General features: G+C 69.3%; 15 protein-coding genes and 1 riboswitch. Of the genes, 7 read left to right on the top strand and 8 right to left on the bottom strand.

The features are described 5' to 3' along the window. Positions 1–294 precede the first annotated feature (294 nt). Positions 295–1,365, bottom strand: coding sequence for an SIS domain-containing protein (locus ACIPWY_RS39275; RefSeq protein ID WP_393705831.1), 1,071 nt, complete (start codon positions 1,363–1,365; stop codon positions 295–297). Between the two features lie 260 nt (positions 1,366–1,625). On the opposite strand from ACIPWY_RS39275, the gene nagB reads away from it, so the two are divergent. After that, entirely contained in the window at positions 1,626–2,411 is a 786-nt protein-coding gene (gene nagB / locus ACIPWY_RS39270; protein WP_383887020.1) for a glucosamine-6-phosphate deaminase, read from the top strand. A gap of 77 nt (positions 2,412–2,488) precedes the next feature. Here the strand turns inward: nagB and ACIPWY_RS39265 are convergent, their stop codons facing one another. The 4 genes from ACIPWY_RS39265 to ACIPWY_RS39250 all read right to left on the bottom strand — a co-directional run bounded on the left by ACIPWY_RS39265 (position 2,489) and on the right by ACIPWY_RS39250 (position 7,192). Further along, positions 2,489–3,982, bottom strand: a complete 1,494-nt coding sequence (locus ACIPWY_RS39265) for a glycoside hydrolase family 3 protein (protein WP_362903906.1) — start codon at positions 3,980–3,982, stop codon at positions 2,489–2,491. 9 nt (positions 3,983–3,991) lie between these two features. Next, positions 3,992–4,831 (bottom strand): carbohydrate ABC transporter permease, encoded by an 840-nt coding sequence (locus ACIPWY_RS39260; protein WP_393705830.1) that lies wholly within the window; start codon positions 4,829–4,831, stop codon positions 3,992–3,994. Then, entirely contained in the window at positions 4,828–5,814 is a 987-nt protein-coding gene (locus ACIPWY_RS39255) for a sugar ABC transporter permease (RefSeq protein WP_362903902.1), read from the bottom strand. Before ACIPWY_RS39255 ends, ACIPWY_RS39260 begins: the two co-directional genes overlap by 4 nt. Positions 5,815–5,911: 97 nt before the next feature. Then, positions 5,912–7,192 (bottom strand): extracellular solute-binding protein, encoded by a 1,281-nt coding sequence (locus ACIPWY_RS39250; protein WP_362903900.1) that lies wholly within the window; start codon positions 7,190–7,192, stop codon positions 5,912–5,914. Positions 7,193–7,494: 302 nt separating this feature from the next. Here ACIPWY_RS39250 and ACIPWY_RS39245 point away from each other — a divergent pair, with 302 nt between their 5' ends. The 5 genes from ACIPWY_RS39245 to ACIPWY_RS39225 all read left to right on the top strand — a co-directional run bounded on the left by ACIPWY_RS39245 (position 7,495) and on the right by ACIPWY_RS39225 (position 14,305). Then, the gene (locus ACIPWY_RS39245) at positions 7,495–8,283 is read left to right on the top strand and encodes a GntR family transcriptional regulator (protein WP_362903999.1); all 789 of its coding nucleotides are present in this window, start codon (positions 7,495–7,497) and stop codon (positions 8,281–8,283) included. A 174-nt stretch (positions 8,284–8,457) separates the two neighbouring features. Next, on the top strand, positions 8,458–8,712 hold the full coding sequence (locus ACIPWY_RS39240; protein ID WP_116510150.1) for a DUF3311 domain-containing protein: 255 nt from the start codon (positions 8,458–8,460) through the stop codon (positions 8,710–8,712). Beyond that, complete coding sequence (mctP, locus tag ACIPWY_RS39235; protein WP_362903898.1) at positions 8,709–10,337, top strand: monocarboxylate uptake permease MctP; 1,629 nt, start codon at positions 8,709–8,711, stop codon at positions 10,335–10,337. The genes ACIPWY_RS39240 and mctP overlap by 4 nt, the downstream gene beginning before the upstream one ends. A 251-nt stretch (positions 10,338–10,588) precedes the next feature. After that, positions 10,589–10,739, top strand: a riboswitch (cobalamin riboswitch). A 117-nt stretch (positions 10,740–10,856) separates the two neighbouring features. Continuing rightward, positions 10,857–13,283, top strand: a complete 2,427-nt coding sequence (locus tag ACIPWY_RS39230; protein WP_393705829.1) for a ribonucleoside-diphosphate reductase subunit alpha — start codon at positions 10,857–10,859, stop codon at positions 13,281–13,283. Continuing rightward, positions 13,283–14,305: a ribonucleotide-diphosphate reductase subunit beta gene (locus tag ACIPWY_RS39225; RefSeq protein WP_362903894.1), complete on the top strand. Its 1,023-nt coding sequence runs from the start codon at positions 13,283–13,285 to the stop codon at positions 14,303–14,305. The genes ACIPWY_RS39230 and ACIPWY_RS39225 overlap by 1 nt, the downstream gene beginning before the upstream one ends. Here the strand turns inward: ACIPWY_RS39225 and ACIPWY_RS39220 are convergent. Continuing rightward, positions 14,302–14,469 carry a hypothetical protein gene (locus ACIPWY_RS39220; RefSeq protein ID WP_362903893.1) on the bottom strand — a complete coding sequence of 56 codons (168 nt, stop codon included), beginning with the start codon at positions 14,467–14,469 and terminating at the stop codon, positions 14,302–14,304. The genes ACIPWY_RS39225 and ACIPWY_RS39220 overlap by 4 nt on opposite strands. Before the next feature lie 94 nt (positions 14,470–14,563). Here ACIPWY_RS39220 and ACIPWY_RS39215 point away from each other — a divergent pair, with 94 nt between their 5' ends. Beyond that, positions 14,564–15,520, top strand: coding sequence for a helix-turn-helix domain-containing protein (locus ACIPWY_RS39215; RefSeq protein ID WP_362903891.1), 957 nt, complete (start codon positions 14,564–14,566; stop codon positions 15,518–15,520). A 67-nt stretch (positions 15,521–15,587) separates the two neighbouring features. Here the strand turns inward: ACIPWY_RS39215 and ACIPWY_RS39210 are convergent, their stop codons facing one another. Together ACIPWY_RS39210 and cyc1 are read right to left on the bottom strand one after the other, a co-directional pair. Then, a complete protein-coding gene (locus ACIPWY_RS39210) occupies positions 15,588–16,973 on the bottom strand; it encodes a cytochrome P450 (RefSeq protein WP_362903890.1) in 1,386 nt (461 codons plus the stop codon). After that, positions 16,970–18,070: an epi-isozizaene synthase gene (gene cyc1, locus ACIPWY_RS39205; RefSeq protein WP_393705828.1), complete on the bottom strand. Its 1,101-nt coding sequence runs from the start codon at positions 18,068–18,070 to the stop codon at positions 16,970–16,972. Before cyc1 ends, ACIPWY_RS39210 begins: the two co-directional genes overlap by 4 nt. Positions 18,071–18,425: the final 355 nt, after the last annotated feature.

Here is an 18,425-nt window from a genome sequence, read left to right as displayed (position 1 = left end):
CCGCCGCAGTCAGGGCAGAGAGCGTCGGCTCCTCGGTCCGTCCTCCTGTGCGGGGAGGGCGGAGGCTTTACCATCGCATTGTGGACTAGACCATTCTGTCATGTCTACGCGTTGGACGATGTTTGTTGTTGTCTCTTCGTGCCCGCTCCCGCGGCGGTCGCCACGGGCCGGCCGCCCCTGCACAGGGTGCCAGAGCCGCCGCGTCCGTGTCGGACGGAAGCTCCCCTTCCGCGAAATCCGCCCGGATTCGGGTCTCAAAAGCGGCGATAAGCCTCCCGGGGGAAGGTGTCCCGGTCAGTGCGTCTCCGTCACCTTCGCCAGCGCCCTCGGGGCGTCCGGGTCCTGGCCGCGGGCGGTGGTGACCTCGTACGCGAGGAGCTGGAGCGGGATGATCTCCAGGACCGGCTGGACCTCCTCCGCGACACCTTCGGTCGGCAGGACGAAGCCGGCCGACGCCTGGTCCACCTGGGCCTTGGGGCCGATGACGACGAGGTCGGCGCCGCGGCCGCGCAGCCGGTCCAGCACAGGCTGGAGCATGAGGCCGCCCTTACCGTCCGTGACGACGGCGATGACCGGTGAGATGTTGTCGACCATGGCGAGCGGGCCGTGCAGCAGATCGGCACCCGAGTAGGACAGGACCGGGATGTAGCTGGTCTCCATGAGTTTGAGGGCGGCCTCCTTGGCCGTCGGGTAGCCGTAGCCGCGCGAGATGATCACCATGCGGTCCGCGAAGCGGTAGCGGGAGGCGAGGGCGCGCACCTCGTCCTGGCGGTCCAGGAGCTGTTGCGCGAGGGCCGGCAGCACCTTGGCGGGCGCACCGTCGCCGCCGCGCAGGCCCTCGACGAAGAGGTAGAGCGCGAGCAGCGCCGCGGTGTACGTCTTCGTGGCCGGGAGCGCCTTCTCGGGGCCCGCCATGATGTCGATGTGGTGCTCGGAGACGGCGGCGAGCGGCGAGTCCGGGTTGTTGGTCACCGCGAGGGTGATCGCGCCGGCCGCGCGGGCCGCCTTCGTGGAGGCCACCAGGTCGGGCGAGCCGCCCGACTGACTGACGGTGACGGCCAGGACGTCCCGCAGGTCGGGCCGGGCGCCGTACGCCGTCGTGGTGGACATGGAGACCAGGCCGCAGGGCATCCCGAGCTGGATCTCCAGGAGGTACTTCGCATAGAGGGCGGCGTTGTCGGAGGCGCCGCGGGCGGTGAGCAGGACGAAGCGGGGCGACTGTGCCGCGACGAGCCGGGCCACCTCGTGGATGCGGTGGGCGCCGGTGTCCAGGATGCGGCGCAGCACCTCGGGCTGCTCGGCCATCTCGCGGGCCATGATCCGGCCCGGCCGCTCGCCCTTCGGGGCCGACGGGGTGGCGCTCATGCGGACTCCTCCCAGGAGGCGGTCGCGGGTCCGGCGGGCGGGGCACGGGCCGGGTCTTCCACCGTCCACGCTTCCTTCCACTCTGGCCGTTGTGGCGGGCGCGCGCCCGGTCGGGGCGGGTCCGAGGTGCCGCCGGGGCGGGGAGCGCCGAGCATGGACAGACGGTGTCGTACGCCCCGTGACCGGCCGGGCCACCTCTGCTAGATTGGTCTATACCACATGCGCAACATCGCACCCTCGACCAGATCGGCAGGCCCAGCGTGGAAGTTGTGATCGTCCCGGACGCCAAGGCAGGCGGCGAGCTCATCGCCGAGGCGATGGCCCAGCTGCTGCGGCGCAAGCCCGACGCCCTGCTCGGCGTGGCCACCGGCTCGACCCCGCTGCCCATCTACGAGGCGCTGGCGGCCAAGGTCCGCGGCGGCGCGGTCGACGCCTCGAAGGCGCGTATCGCGCAGCTCGACGAGTACGTGGGCCTGCCGACCGGGCACCCCGAGTCCTACCGGGCGACGGTGCTGCGCGAGGTCGTCGAGCCGCTCGGCCTGAGCGAGGGCTCCTTCATGGGCCCGGACGGCAGCGCCGAGGACGTGCAGGCGGCCTGCACCGCGTACGACGAGGCGCTCGCGGCGGCGGGCGGCGTGGACCTCCAGCTGCTCGGCATCGGCACGGACGGGCACATCGGGTTCAACGAGCCGTGCTCGTCGATCGCCTCCCGTACGCGGATCAAGACGCTGACGCAGCAGACCATCGCGGACAACGCGCGCTTCTTCGACGGCGACCTCAGCCAGGTGCCGCGCCACGTCATCACGCAGGGCATCGGCACGATCCTGGAGGCGCGGCATCTCGTGCTGCTCGCCACGGGCGAGGGCAAGGCGGACGCGGTGGCGGCGACCGTCGAGGGTCCGGTGGCCTCCGTGGTGCCGGCGTCGGCGCTCCAGCTGCACCCGCACGCGACGATCGTCGTGGACGAGGCGGCGGCGTCGAAGCTGAAGCTCGCCGAATACTTCCGGCACACGTACGCGAACAAGCCCGATTGGCAGGGGCTGTAAGCGAGTTCGGGCCGACATGACGGTGCCGGTCACCCCTCACCAGGGGTGACCGGCACCTTCGCGTAGGGGCGCTCGGCTCACCCGGCGACGATCACCTCGGCGGCGGCCAGGCCGCACACTCGGGCGGCGCCGTGCGTCGCCACGTGGAGGGAGCCTCTCGGTGGCGCCTGCGGTACGCCCATCTCGACCACGACCGTGTCGGGGCGGGCGTCGAGAAGTGCGTCCAGGGAATCCGCCATCCACGCGTGCCGATGGGCGTCGCGGACCACGGCGACGATGCGCCGCTCCCCCGCCGCGGCCAGGGCGGCGGCGCCGGCGTCCGTGCCCGAGAAGCTGCCGGTCTCCGTGCCGGGCAGCAGCCGCTCCAGCTCGGCGGCGACGCCCCACGGTGTCTCGTCGCCGACCGCGATGTTGGCGACGGGCGTGAAGGCGACGACGTACGGCGCCTCGGTGACCGGGGCCGCGTACTCACCGCGCGTGACCGTCACCGCGCGCCGCGCCGCGACCAGTCCGATCCCGGTGTCCGGCGTGCCCCCCGAGTGCTCGGCCGCGCCCGGCACGGAGGTCCACCGGGCGAGCGAACGCACCCGCGCCGCGGCGTCGGCGAGCCGCTCCTCGGGCAGGTCGCCCGAGCGCACCGCCGCGACGAGCGCGTCCCGCAGCCGCAGCACCGTGTCGTCGTCGGCGAGCCCGCCGCCGACACAGATGGCGTCGGCGCCGGCCGCGATAGCGAGGACGCTGCCGCGCTCGATGCCGTACGTGGCGGAGATGGCCTGCATCTCCATGCCGTCGGTGACGATCAGCCCCTCGTAACCCAGCTCCTCGCGGAGCAGTCCGGTGAGGATGCGGGGCGAGAGGGTGGCGGGGCGGTCCGGGTCCAGGGCGGGGACGAGGATGTGGGCGCTCATCACCGCGCGCGTGCCGGCCGCGATCGCCGCGCGGAACGGCTCGAGTTCACGCTCGTACAGCACGTCGAGGCCCACGTCGATACGGGGCATGTCGTGGTGCGAGTCGACCGCGGTGTCGCCGTGGCCCGGGAAGTGCTTGGTGCAGGCGGCGACGCCCGCGGACTGGAGCCCGGTGACGTACGCGGCCGTGTGGCGGGACACGAGGCCGGTGTCGGCGCCGAAGGACCGTACGCCGATGACCGGGTTGGCCGGGTTGGAGTTGACGTCCGCGGACGGGGCCCAGTTGAGGTTGACGCCGCAGGCGGCGAGGCGGCGGCCGAGTTCGGCGGCGACGGACCGGGTGAGCTCCACGTCGTCGACCGCGCCGAGGGCGTGGTTGCCGGGGAACGAGGAGCCGGAGCGCACCTCCAGGCGCGTCACGTCCCCGCCCTCCTCGTCGATGGCGACCAGGACGTCGTCGCGCTCGGCGCGCAACTGGGCTGTCAGGGCGGCGAGTTGCTCGGGGGAGGCGATGTTGCGGCCGAACAGGCCGACGGAGGCGAGGCCTTCGCCGAGCCGGCGCAGGAGCCAGTCCGGGGCGCTGGTGCCGGTGAAGCCGGGCTGGAGGACGGTGAGCGCGTCACGGGTGAGGGTGTCGGTGCCGCGTGCGGTGAGTGTCGTCATCTGGCGGTGTTATCCCTTCACGGCGCCGTCGGTGAGGCCGCTGACGGCCCTGCGCTGCAGGAAGACGAAGAGGATCAGGATCGGGATCGCGAACAGTGAGGACGCGGCCATGGTCGCACCCCAGTCGTCGCCGAACGCGGTCTGGAAGCTGGAGAGCCACAGCGGCAGCGTCTGCGCCTCGGGCGACTTGTTGAGGACGAGGACCATCGGGAACTCGTTCCAGGCGGTGATGAAGCCGAACATCGACGTCGACATCAGGCCGGGTGCGAGCAACGGCAGGATCACCCTGCGGAAGGCCTGCATGCGGGTGCAGCCGTCGACCATCGCGGACTCCTCCAGCTCCCTGGGCACGGCGGCGACGAAGCCGCGCAGCGTGAGCAGGGTGAAGGGCAGGATCATCACCATGTAGAAGAGGGTCAGCGGGACGAGGCTGTTCAGCATCGACGCGTCGCGCACGATCATGTAGATCGCGATGACCATGACTTCCCAGGGCGCCATCTGGGCCAGCATGAACCCGATGATGAAGCCGCGGCGGCCCTTGAACCGCATCCGCGCGAGGGCGAACGCCGCGGCCAGGCCGATGACCAGCGAGAAGACGACGGCGAGCACGGTGACGGTGACCGAGTTGCGCACCAGCGTCCAGAAGTTGTCGGCGTCGACCGCCGTCCTGAAGTGCTCGAACGTGATGTCGGTCGGGAACCAGACGGGGTTCTCGCTGATGATGTCGCCGGTCGGCTTCAGCGCCGTGGCGAACATCCAGTAGACGGGGAAGACGAAGCCGATGAACAGGATCACGGCCGTCACATTGGGCCAGGCGCGGCGGAACGTCGACGAAGCGGAGCGCTTCACTGCTCGTCCTCCTCTTGCTTGAGCACGATCCGGAGGTAGTAGGCGGTCAGCACGAGCAGGATCAGGATCGTCAGGACGGCGATCGCCGCGCCCATGCCGAAGTGCTGGTTGCCGACGCCCTCGATGTACGCATACACGGGCAGGATCTCGGTGAGCCGGTCGGGGCCGCCGCCGTTGATCGTGAAGACCTGGACGAACGCCTTGAAGACCCAGATGATCTCCAGGAACGTCGTCGCGTAGAGGAAGGGCCGCAGATACGGCAGCGTGACCGAGAGGAAGCTCTTCCAGGGGCCGGCGCCGTCCAGGGACGCGGCTTCGTAGAGCTCCTTGGGGATGGTGGTCGTCGCGGCGTAGAGGTTGATCGCGACGAACGGGATCGACATCCAGACGATCAGTACGGTGACGACGAAGAACGTCGACATCTGGCTGCCGGTCCAGCTGTAGTCGGCCATGGAGTGCCAGCCGAGCTTGTCGAGGACCCAGTTGACGACGCCGAAGCGCTCCGCGAACAGCCACTGGTAGACGGTGGTCGCGGCGACGACGGGCATCGCCCAGGCGAGCACGAGCCCGACGAGGAGCAGGACGCGCATGCGCTTGCCGAGCCGGGCGAGGAGCAGGCCGACGAGGGTGCCGATCACCATGATCAGGACAGCGTTGACGAGGGTGAAGACGATGGAGCGTCCGGTGACCCGCCAGAAGTCCGAACTGGTCAGTACCTCTTGGTAGTTGTCGAAGCCGTTCCACTCGGTGACATGCTGGATCAGCTGCCCCATGTTGAGGTTCTGGAACGACAGGAGCCCGTCCTTGAGCAGCGGCCAGCCGAGGAGCAGCACGGTGGCCGCGACCGCGGGAAGCAGCAGCAGATAGGGCGCGAACACCCCGGCCCGTGCGCGGGCCTGCTTTCTCGGTCCGCCGGATCCCCCGCCGTCGGCTTGTCGGACCTCCGCCGGACCGGAGGGCGGCCGTTCGGTCTGCACGGTCATGCTCGCCATCTCTTTTCTGGGCCTGCCGGGACGCCGTGAACCCCGCGGGGCGGAGTGCGTATCGACGCTCTCCGTCCGCGCGGGGTCTGTTGCTGCCTTACTGCTTCTGCGAGAGGCGCTTGTTGAACTCGGCCTCGACCTGCTTGGCGGCAGCGGCCGGGGACTTACCCTTCAGCACCGCGGTCATGTAGGTCTTGACCGGGTTGGGGGCGTTCTCGACCGGGGCCCACTCCGGGATCAGCGGGGTGGTGCCGCCGCCGGCGGCGGCGGGAGCGGCGGCCTCGGCGGCGGCGTTGCCCTTGAGGTTGGACTGCAGCGCCTCCTTGTTGGGGATCACGCCGCCTTCCTTGGCGAGCTGGCCCTCGAACTGGTCGGAGAGCGCGATCTTCAGGAACTCCTTGGCGAGGTCCTGCTTCTTGCTGCCCGCGGCGACGGCGAGGTTGGAGCCGCCGAGGAAGACGCCCTCGGGCTTGTCGGCCGTGGCACCCGGGACCGTGAAGTAGCCGATCTCCTTCTCGATCTTCGGGTTGGCCTTGATGGCGAGGGCGGACTCCCAGCCCATTCCGATGAAGGAGCCGGTCTTGCCCTTGGCGAAGACCTCGGCCTGCTGCGGGGTGGCCTCGTCCTTGTCCTTGGGGGCCTTGGACAGGGCCTGGAACTTCTTGTACGTCTCCATGGCGGCGCCCACCTTGGGGTCGGCCAGGTTGGAGACGTACTTGTCGCCGTCCTTCTTGACGAGCTCGGCGCCCTCACCGATGGTCAGGCCGACGAAGTGGTACCAGTTCTGGCCGGGCAGGTAGATCGGCTCGGCGTCCGTCTTCTTGCCGATGGTCTGGAGGTCCTTGTAGAACTCGTCGCGGGTCTTGGGGAGTTCCTTGATGCCTGCGTCGGCCCAGATCTTCTTGTTGTAGATGACGACGCGGTTCACGACGAACCACGGGGCGGCGTACTGCTTGCCGTCCGAGACCGCGGACTTGTTCATCGACTCGGCCCAGTCGGTGCCGATCGAGGACTTGAGGTCGGAGAGGTCGGCGAGGCCGCCGGTCTTGGCGTAGGCGGGGGTCTGCGTGTTGCCGACCTCGAAGACGTCGGGCGGGTTCTCCTCGGACAGGGCGGTGGTCAGCTTCTGCTGGATGCCGTTCCACTGCTGGATCTCGATCTTCAGCTTCGCGCCGGTCTTCTTCTCGAAGGCCGCCGTGACGTCCTTCTGCCAGGTGTCCGGCGTGGAGCCGTCCATGGCCCACACGGTCAGCGTCTGGCCCTTGTACCCGTCGGCGCCGGCCTTCTTGTCCGTGCCGCCGTCATCACCACTGCCACAAGCCGCGATCGAAACCAACATGCCCGCGACACCGATAGCCGCAATGAGCCTGCGCTTCACGTCACCCTCCTCAGGGATGCCAGCAACCCCCCGCCCACAACGACGGATACGACGAACGCAACGAACTCGACGTGGTACTGCACGTGGGACTGGGACCTGGTCTTTAATGGTGTAGACCAGTACGGGGAGCTTGGCCTAGACCTTTAGGGGTGTCAAGGGTGTATAAGAAGGGCTGTCGCGTCCGTTATCGGACCGACACCTGAGGGAGCACGGCTCCCGCAGGGAGGGCCGTGCCACCATGTGAGCCGCAACAGACGGAGGAGCCGGTGACGGCAGCACCACAGGAGCCGGGAAGGCGGGCCATGGGCACCCATGCGGGCAGCAGCGGAACCGATGCGGGCGGCGCCACGACGGCGGAGGCACCCGCAGCGGGCCGCACCGCGCGTGTGCCCAAGTACTACCGCCTGAAGCGGCACTTGCTGGACATGACCGAGACGCTGCCCCCGGGCACCCCGGTCCCGCCCGAGCGCACCCTCGCCGCCGAGTTCGACACCTCCCGCACGACCGTGCGCCAGGCCCTTCAGGAGCTGGTCGTCGAGGGCCGGCTCGAGCGCATCCAGGGCAAGGGGACGTTCGTCGCCAAGCCCAAGGTCTCGCAGGCGCTGCAACTGACCTCGTACACCGAGGACATGCGCGCCCAGGGCCTGGAACCCACCTCACAGCTTCTGGACATCGGCTATGTGACCGCCGACGACTCCCTCGCCGGGCTCCTCGACATCACGGCGGGCGGGCGCGTCCTGCGCATCGAGCGGCTCCGCCTCGCGAGCGGCGAGCCGATGGCCATCGAGACGACCCATCTGTCGGCCAAGCGTTTCCCCGCGCTGCGCCGCTCCCTGGTCAAGTACACGTCCCTGTACACGGCGCTTGCCGAGGTCTACGGCGTACGCCTGGCCGAGGCCGAGGAGACCATCGAGACCTCGCTGGCCACCCCGCGCGAAGCGGGCCTGCTCGGCACCGACGTGGGTCTGCCCATGCTGATGCTGTCGCGGCACTCCGTGGACGGAACGGGCCAGCCCGTCGAGTGGGTGCGCTCGGTGTACCGGGGCGACCGCTACAAGTTCGTGGCCCGCCTCAAGCGCCCGACGGACTGACGGGCGCCGTACGCGAATCCGCTTGTGCCGACCCGAGAAGTCGGCACATGAACGGCATGTCGGCCACGCTTTGTCCGTTATCCGGACGGGGGTTCCATACGACGAGATCGTCGCCTAGATTTCCGCCACGTTAAGCATGAGATAAGCGGGATCAGCGAGGGGACGGACCGCCGTATGTCGGATGTGCCTGAAGTGAAACGGCCGGTGGTCACACCGGTGCGAGTGGTCATTGCCCTGTGCCTCGTCGCACCGTTCGTGGCGATGCTCTGGGTCGGCTCCTACGCGAAGGTCGACCCGACCTTCATCGGTATTCCGTTCTTCTACTGGTACCAGATGCTGTGGGTCCTCATCTCCACGGCGCTGACGATGATCGCGTACAAGCTGTGGCAGCGTGACCAGCGCGCCCGGAAGACGGGTGGGCAGGCATGAACGGCGGAGTCAACGGCGTCGCGCTCGGCGTCTTCATCTTCTTCTTCATCGCCGTCACGGTCATGGGCTTCCTGGCCGCGCGCTGGCGCAGGTCCGACAACGAGCAGAGCCTCGACGAGTGGGGCCTGGGCGGACGCTCGTTCGGCACCTGGGTCACCTGGTTCCTGCTCGGCGGCGACCTCTACACCGCTTACACCTTCGTGGCCGTCCCTGCGGCGATCTACGCGGCCGGCGCCTCCGGCTTCTTCGCGGTGCCGTACACGATCCTCGTCTACCCGCTGATCTTCACCTTCCTGCCGCGCCTGTGGTCGGTGTCGCACAAGCACGGCTACGTGACGACCTCCGACTTCGTGCGCGGCCGCTTCGGCTCCAAGGGTCTGTCCCTGGCCGTCGCCATCACGGGCATCCTCGCCACGATGCCGTACATCGCGCTCCAACTGGTCGGCATCCAGGCCGTCCTGGACGTGATGGGCGTCGGCGGCGACGAGTCGACCAACTGGTTCATCAAGGACCTGCCGCTGCTGATCGCGTTCGCGGTGCTCGCCGCGTACACGTACTCGTCGGGTCTGCGGGCCCCCGCGCTGATCGCGTTCGTCAAGGACGGTCTGATCTACCTCGTCATCGCCGTCGCGATCATCTACATCCCGATCAAGCTGGGCGGCTTCGACGCCATCTTCCACGCGGCGAACGAGAAGTTCGCGACGCCCAACCCGGCCACGGGCAAGCCGGTCGGATCGCTCGCCCCGGCACCGGCCGGGCAGTGGACGTACGCGACGCTGGCCCTCGGCTCGGCGCTGGCGCTCTTCATGTACCCGCACTCGATCACGGCGACGCTGTCCTCGCGCAGCCGCAACGTGATCCGTCGCAACACCACCATCCTGCCCCTGTACTCCCTGATGCTGGGCCTGCTCGCGCTGCTCGGCTTCATGGCGATCGCGGCCGGGATCAAGGTGCAGAACGGGCAGCTGGCGATCCCGCAGCTCTTCGAGAACATGTTCCCCGACTGGTTCACGGGCGTCGCGTTCGCGGCCATCGGCATCGGTGCGCTGGTGCCCGCGGCGATCATGTCGATCGCGGCGGCGAACCTGTTCACGCGCAACATCTACAAGGACTTCATCAGGCCGAACGCGACGCCCGCGCAGGAGACCAAGGTCTCCAAGCTGGTCTCCCTCCTGGTGAAGGTGGGCGCGCTCGCCTTCGTCCTCACCATGGACAAGACCGTCGCGATCAACTTCCAGCTCCTGGGCGGCATCTGGATCCTCCAGACCATGCCGGCCCTCGTCGGCGGCCTGTTCACCCGCTGGTTCCACCGCTGGGCGCTGCTCGCCGGCTGGGCGGTCGGCATGGTCTACGGCACGCTCGCCGCGTACGGGGTCGCCTCGCCGACGCAGAAGCACTTCGGCGGCAGCGCCAAGGAGATCCCCGGCATCGGCGAGATCGGCTACATCGGCCTCACGGCGTTCGTCCTGAACGTGGTGGTGACCGTGGTCCTCACCTTCGCCCTGAAGGCGTTCAAGGCCCCTGAGGGCATCGACGAGACGTCCCCGGCGGACTACACGGCGGACGCGGGCGACCCCGGCGTCGCGGTCGAACTCCCGCCGGCCACGGCCGGGTCCGCGCACTGACCCAGACCCTCTCCTGATCACCGCCCTCCCGTACCCCGCGTACGGGAGGGCGTCGTGCTGTGGGTCCCTACTGCGTCCGCGTGCCGTAGAGCCGCTCGCCGGCCCGCCGCGCCGCCACGGCCGCCCGCGCCGCGCCCCGCCGCAAGGACGACGACCGCCGCCAGGGCGCCCAACTGCCCTCTCCAGCCCGTCATGCCGCGCTCCCCCGTCGATCCCCGCCAAGCCGGCGCGAGCCTATCCGACACAAGATGTGGGCTTGTGCCAGTCGACCGGCACAAGATGTATGCTCATGCTCGCTGTCGTCGCAGGGGAATCCGGTGCAAGTCCGGAACTGTCCCGCAACGGTGTACGTATGCACGCATACGTGAAGTCCGAGGACCTGTCGACAGCCCTGCCCGAGCCGTCCGGCCCGGGTATGACGACGTCCGGGTCTCGTGGAGTGGGCCGGTGACGCGGGCCCCGCCATGCCCCCGTGCCCTCCTCCCGCCAGGCCCAGAGCCGAGCGAGGGAGAGCTCCACGTGACCATCGCGCCCGCCGAACCGGCCTCAGAGCTGGCAGGGAACCCCGAACAGCACGACGCCCCGGGAACCGCGCTGCTGCGCACCCTGACCGAACTGACCGCCGACCTCCCGGACACCGACCCGGGCAAGGTCGCCGCCGCCGCGCTGCGCGGCAGGTCCGCAGTGGCGGACTCCGGCATCACCGCCGAGCTGCGCTCCCTCGCCACCGAGGCCGCCGCGGGCCTCATCTCCGAGGACCCGGCGTACTCGCGGCTCGCCGCCAGGCTCCTGACGATCAGCATCGCCGACGAGGCCGCCTCGCAGGGCGTCACCTCGTTCACCGAGTCCGTCGCGGTGGGGCACCGCGAGGGCCTGATCGCCGACCGCACCGCCGACTTCGTGGCGCTGCACGCCGAGCGCCTCGACGCGCTCGTCGCCACCTCCGTCGCCGAGGGCGCCGACGACCGCTTCGGCTACTTCGGACTGCGCACCCTGCACAGCCGCTACCTGCTGCGCCACCCGATCACCCGGCAGGTCGTCGAGACCCCGCAGCACTTCATGCTGCGCGTCGCGTGCGGCCTCGCCGAGGACGCCTCGGTCCACGCGCTCGACGAAGTCGCCTCCCTGTACCGGCTGATGAGCCGCCTCGACTACCTGCCGTCGTCGCCGACCCTCTTCAACTCCGGCACCCGCCACCCGCAGATGTCGTCCTGCTACCTCCTCGACTCGCCCCTCGACGAGCTGGACTCCATCTACGACCGCTACCACCAGGTGGCACGCCTGTCCAAGCACGCGGGCGGCATCGGACTCTCGTACTCGCGCATCCGCTCGCGCGGTTCGCTGATCCGCGGCACGAACGGGCACTCCAACGGCATCGTGCCGTTCCTCAAGACCCTCGACGCGTCCGTCGCGGCCGTGAACCAGGGCGGCCGGCGCAAGGGCGCCGCGGCCGTCTACCTGGAGACGTGGCACTCCGACATCGAGGAGTTCCTGGAGCTGCGGGACAACACCGGCGAGGACGCCCGGCGCACCCACAACCTGAACCTCGCGCACTGGATCCCGGACGAGTTCATGCGCCGCGTCGCCGACGACGGCACGTGGTCGCTCTTCTCGCCGTCCGACGTGCCCGACCTCGTCGACCTGTGGGGCGAGGAGTTCGACACCACCTACCGCGCGGCGGAGGCCGCCGGGCTCGCGCAGAAGACGATGCCGGCCCGCGAGCTGTACGGCCGCATGATGCGCACCCTGGCGCAGACCGGCAACGGCTGGCTGACCTTCAAGGACGCCGCCAACCGCACCGCCAACCAGACGGCGGAGCCCGGCAACGTCGTCCACTCCTCGAACCTGTGCACCGAGATCCTTGAGGTCACGGACGACGGCGAGACCGCGGTCTGCAACCTGGGGTCCGTCAATCTCGGCGCATTCGTACAGGACGGGGAGATCGACTGGGAGCGTCTGGACGCGACCGTCCGCACGGCCGTCACGTTCCTCGACCGCGTCGTCGACATCAACTTCTACCCGAGCGAGCAGGCCGGCCGCTCCAACGCCAAGTGGCGCCCGGTGGGCCTCGGCGCGATGGGCCTCCAGGACGTCTTCTTCCAGCTGAAGCTGCCCTTCGACTCCCCCGAGGCGAAGGCCCTGTCCACGCGGATCGCCGAGCGCATCATGCTCGCCGCGTACGAGGCGTCCGCCGACCTCGCCGAGCGCCCCCAAGCGCCTTCGACGAGCTCCGGTGCAGGGGGGACCCCCATCGGCCCGTTCCCCGCCTGGGAGAAGACCCGCACGGCGCGCGGCGTACTGCACCCCGACCACTACGACGTGGAGCTCAACTGGCCCGACCGCTGGGCGGCGCTGCGGGAACGTATCGCCAGGACCGGCATGCGCAACTCCCTGCTGCTCGCCATCGCGCCCACCGCGACGATCGCGTCCATCGCGGGTGTCTACGAGTGCATCGAGCCGCAGGTCTCCAACCTGTTCAAGCGCGAGACGCTCTCCGGCGAGTTCCTCCAGGTCAACTCCTACCTGGTCCAGGAACTCAAGCGGCTCGGCGTGTGGGACGCCCAGAGCCGTGAGGCGCTGCGCGAGTCCAGCGGCTCCGTGCAGGGCTTCGGCTGGATCCCGGCCGAGGTACGCGAGCTGTACCGCACGGCGTGGGAGATCCCGCAGCGCGGCCTCATCGACATGGCGGCGGCCCGCACGCCGTTCCTCGACCAGGCGCAGTCCCTGAACCTGTTCCTGGAGACGCCCACCATCGGCAAGCTCTCGTCGATGTACGCGTACGCCTGGAAGTCGGGTCTGAAGACGACGTACTACCTGCGCTCCCGCCCGGCGACGCGGATCGCGCGCGCGGCGTCCGCCGCCCCGATCCCCGCCCAGCAGGCCGCCGACCCCGACGCCGTCGCCTGCTCCCTGGAAAACCCCGAGTCCTGCGAGGCCTGCCAGTAATGAGCTCCACCACCAACTCCGAGAAGAACCTCCTCGACCCGGGCTTCGAGCTGACCCTGCGTCCCATGCGCTACCCGGACTTCTACGAGCGCTACCGGGACGCGATCAAGAACACCTGGACCGTCGAGGAGGTCGACCTCCACTCGGACGTCGCCGACCTCGCGAAGCTGTCGCCGGGCGAGCAGCACATGATCGGCCGGCTGGTCGCGTTCTTCGCGACGGGTGACTCGATCGTCTCGAACAACCTGGTCCTGACGCTGTACAAGCACATCAACTCCCCCGAGGCGCGCCTGTATCTATCGCGCCAGCTGTTCGAGGAGGCCGTGCACGTCCAGTTCTATCTGACCCTTCTGGACACCTACCTCCCCGACCCGGAGGACCGCGCGGCCGCGTTCGACGCGGTCGAGGAGATCCCCTCCATCCGCGAGAAGGCCCAGTTCTGCTTCAAGTGGATCAACGAGGTCGAGAAGCTGGACCGCCTGGAGTCGAAGGCCGACCGCCGCCGCTTCCTCCTCAACCTGATCTGCTTCGCGGCCTGCATCGAGGGCCTGTTCTTCTACGGCGCCTTCGCGTACGTCTACTGGTTCCGCTCGCGCGGCCTGCTGCACGGCCTGGCGACCGGCACCAACTGGGTCTTCCGCGACGAGACGATGCACATGAACTTCGCGTTCGAGGTCGTCGACACCGTCCGCAAGGAGGAGCCCGACCTCTTCGACGACGAACTCCAGCAGCAGGTCACCGACATGCTGAAGGAGGCCGTCGAGGCGGAGCTCCAGTTCGGCCGCGACCTGTGCGGTGAGGGTCTGCCCGGCATGAACACCGAGTCGATGCGCCAGTACCTGGAGTGCGTCGCCGACCAGCGTCTCCAGCGCCTCGGCTTCCCGCCGGTCTACGGCTCGGAGAACCCGTTCTCCTTCATGGAGCTCCAGGGCGTCCAGGAACTGACGAACTTCTTCGAGCGCAGGCCGTCGGCGTACCAGGTCGCGGTGGAGGGCTCGGTCGGTTTCGACGAGGACTTCTAGGCGACAGTCGTGAACTCGGCTCGGCGGGACGGGTCCTGGGCGTCCCGCCGGGCCTGGCGGATCTGCCGGTCGATCCGGCGGTCGCGGGCGATCCCGTAGAGGGACGGGGCGGCCAGGAGGAGGAAGACGAAGAGGACGGTGAGGGCGTTCATCGCTGTGTTCATGTCCTCTACTTTCGTCCTCCGCGGGCCCATCCGGCAGTGGCAGGACTGTCACTGACCCTCGAATTACTGCCAAGCATGCGGCACACTGGACGGCATGCTGAAGAACGTGGCCGCAGTGCTGCTCGACGGTGTCCACCCCTTCGAACTCGGCGTCGTCTGCGAGGTGTTCGGCCTCGACCGGAGCGAGGCCGGACTCCCCGTGTACGACTTCGCTGTGGCGTCCGCCGACGGGCCGACCCTGTCGACCCACGCGGGCTTCACCGTCTCCACGCCGCACGGCCTGGAGCGCCTGGAGGAGGCCGACCTCATCGCGGTGCCGGCCGCGAGCATGCGCGACAACTACCCGCCCCAGCTGCTCGACGCGCTGCGCCGGGCCGTCGACCGGGGCGCCCGGGTCCTCAGCGTCTGCTCGGGCGTCTTCGTGCTCGGCGCGGCCGGACTGCTCGACGGCCGCCGCTGCGCGGTGCACTGGCGGTACGCGCACGAACTCGCCGTCGCGTTCCCGCGCACCCGGGTCGACCCCGACGTCCTGTACGTCGACGAGGGGCCGGTCATCACCTCGGCGGGCACCGCCGCCGGTATCGACGCCTGTCTGCACATCGTCCGCGAGGAACACGGCGCCGAGGTCGCCAACGCCATCGCCCGCCGCATGGTGGTCCCGCCGCACCGCGACGGCGGCCAGGCCCAGTACGTGGAGCGCCCGCTGCCCGTCACTCCCTGCGACACCGTGGGGGGCGTACTGGCCTGGATGGAGGCGCATCTGGACGAGACGCTCACGGTCGAGGAACTCGCGGCGCGCGCCCATATGTCGCCGCGCACCTTCGCGCGCCGCTTCCACCAGGAGACGGGGACGACGCCGTACCGCTGGCTGCTCCGCCAACGGGTGCTGCTGGCGCAGGAGTTGCTGGAGGGCACGGACGAGACGGTGGAGTCGATCGCCGGCCGCACCGGCTTCGGCAACGCGGCGGCGATGCGTCATCAGTTCATGAAGGCGCTGGGCACGACGCCGAACGCGTTCCGCAGGACGTTCCGGGTACGGTCCGCGGCCTAGGGGCCTGTCGTTCGGATCATGCCGGGTGCGCGGGGCCGATCTGCCCCCGCGCACCCGGCGTGGACTCCTAGGCCGTGCCGCGCTCCTCCACCCGCAGCAGCGCCCGCTTGGGCTGGAGCGTGATCCCGATCCGGGGCGTGCTGTCCGTCTCCGCGGCCGGAACCAGTCGCCAGCGGGGCGTCACCGTGGCCAGGATGATGGCCAGTTCGGCCATGCTGAAGTGATCGCCGGGGCACTTCCGGTTGCCGACGCTGAACGGCATCATCGCGCTCTGCCGGCTTTCCGCGGCGCGCTCCGGCAGCCAGCGGTCGGGGTCGAACTCCAGATGGTCCGGGAAGGACCGCGGATCGCGTTGCATCGCATACGGGCTGTAGACGATGTCGGCACCGGCCGGAATGTGATAGCCGCCGAGCTCGGTATCGACGGCGGCCTGGCGCGTCAATATCCATACGGCGGGCCGTATGCGCATCGCCTCGGTGATGACATTGCGCGTGTGGATTAGGCCCTTGAGGTCGGCGAATGCGACGGGTCGGCCCTCCGTCACGGATTCAACCTCCTCGTGCAACCGGCTTTCCTGCTCGGGGTGTTCCGCGAGGAGCTGGAACGTCCACGTGAGGGTCGACGCGACATTCTCCGCGCCGGCCACGACGAGGGAGACGACTTGGTCGTGCACCTCCTGCTCGCCGACCGTTTCGCCATTCTCGTCCTCGGCCCCGAGCAATGCCGCGAGCAGGTCGCCCGGATTGACGCCGGACGCGCGCCTCTCGGCAATGATCTCGTCCACCAGCCGATGCAAATCGGCCAACGCCCGCTCGAATCGGCGATTGGCCGGAAGTGGCAGCCGGTAGAAGGGTCCGACGGACAGGACCATGCGCCGGTACAGGCCGCTGAAGACCGTGTGCAGCGAGGAGCTGAGCCGGTCGGCGCGCTCGTCGACCGAGTCGACGTGCAGGACGGAGCGGGCGATGATCCGGACCGCGGTGCGGAACACCTCTGCGCCGATGTCGACCGTGTCGCCGGGCTTCCAGCGCGCCGCCATGGCGCGCGCCTCCTCCTCCATCACGGTCGCGTAGCCGGCGATGCGGTCGGTGCGGAACGCGGGCTGGATGGTGCGCCGCTGGCGCCGGTGCTGGGGCCCGTTGCTGGTCGCCACTCCCTTGCCGAGGAGGACTCCGAGGGTGTCCCACAGGGGTCCGCCGACCATGTAGTCGGGGCTCTTGAGGAGGGCGGCCACGAGGTCGGGGTCGCAGACCGCGTACGCCGTCTTCGGGCCGAGCCTGAGGCGGACCAGGTCGCCGTCGCCGCGCAGTCCCGCGACGAAGGCGAGGGGGTCGCGCACGAGGTTCCAGGCGTGCCCGAGGAGGGGCGCGCCGCCGCCGGCGTACGGCGGTGTGCGCCGCTCGCCGGGCTGCGCGACAGCCGGAACCGAGGATTCTGCCGATTCGACGGTCATTCGTCACCTGCCTGGTCGCTGATGTACGGAGGAGTGGCCCGGTCGTCCCAGCTGTCCACCTGATAGCGGCCCGACTCGTGGTGGAACCAGTACACGGAACTGAACCAGTTCCGCATATTGGAGACGCACGACCTGAGTGCCACGGCGAGGCTCTCGCCCGCTAAAGTCCCGTCGGCCGCTTCATCCGCCATCCGGAGAACTTCGGGCTCCGCGTCCAGGAATTCGGAAATGCATCCGCTGACCCTTCGGCGGACTTCTTCCACGGCCTCTTCGAGGGAAAGCCCCTCGTGCTGGATGAGGCTTATCCCGAGGTTGTGGAGTTCATCTCCCGCGAGTTCCTTGGGAAGCGAGCAGAGGTCGTTGTACCAGGCGGCGAAATCTTGGCACGCTAGCGCGGATCGCTGGTATGCAGGGCTTTCGAGCACCCATTCCGGGAGCTCGTACTTCGCGGTCGGCTCAAGGAGATCGAGCCATATCCAGTGCGCGAAGGTGTTCCTTCGGAGTTCGATGTACTCCGCGACCGAGGGCACCGTTCCCGAGGTCCGGTTCTGGAATTCCTGGTCGTACGCGTCGATCACCACGTGGAAGTGGCGGGCGAACCGGGCGTTCCATGAACGGGTGAGGGAGCCGTTCAGTCGGACCATGCTGTCGGCGAACGCCGCAACCAGAGGGTCCTTGTGGTGCAGATGGAGCTGGGGTGCCTCGAGTGCCGCGTGGAGCTGGACGGCGAGGCGCCGCCAGGCACCGCCCCGGCCGTGGATCACGTCGCGGTCATGACGGTCGTCCCAGACGAAGAACCACGCGCTGTAGTCGCAAATCGCGGAGAGGAGGTCGTCGGGGGCTCCTATGTAGTAGCCCGCCATGAGGTCGGTGTAGCAAAGGCCATCGGCATATTTCTCCACCTTGTCGGCCGGCATGAGCCGCTTTTCGAGCAGCCAGGACCGCGTCTTCTCCTGAAGCTTCGGCCAATACGGATGCAGGTTGCGAGGAAACGCCTCCTCGATCACCGGTAGCGCCAGCGCCGGTGGGACCGCTGTCTGCGTCTGTGGCTGTGTCTGCACCCGAGTCCGTGAAGTGCTGTGTGAGAAAGCAGGCACGAACAAACCCCTCTCAGCCGCCTGATGGCGTGCGCCCCCTGTGCTGTGCCGGGCGCGCGCCGTTGCGTATCCCCGCACTTTCCATTCAGCACTACAACTGACCGTTCTGGGAACGGATTTGCCCCCCTCACTCCCCCCACGCGCCGGAAAAGTCCCCTTAGATGACTGATTTTGGATCATCTGGGGCCGATCCGGTTCGTACACCTGACCGTCGGGGCACCCTGGGCCCCGAACACGCGAGCGGCGGGGGGGCCCCGGGGGGCCCGGGCGGGCGCCCCCCCCCCGGGCCAGCGGGGGGGGGGGGGCCCCCCCGGCCCCGCCCCCCCCCGCGGGGGGGGCCGCCCCCGGGGGGCGG

Origin of the sequence: Streptomyces sp. NPDC090032, from assembly GCF_044748025.1 — a bacterium.
Classification (GTDB): domain Bacteria; phylum Actinomycetota; class Actinomycetes; order Streptomycetales; family Streptomycetaceae; genus Streptomyces.
Note: the sequence above shows the minus strand (reverse complement) of the source record. Positions and strands in the feature narration are given on the sequence as shown.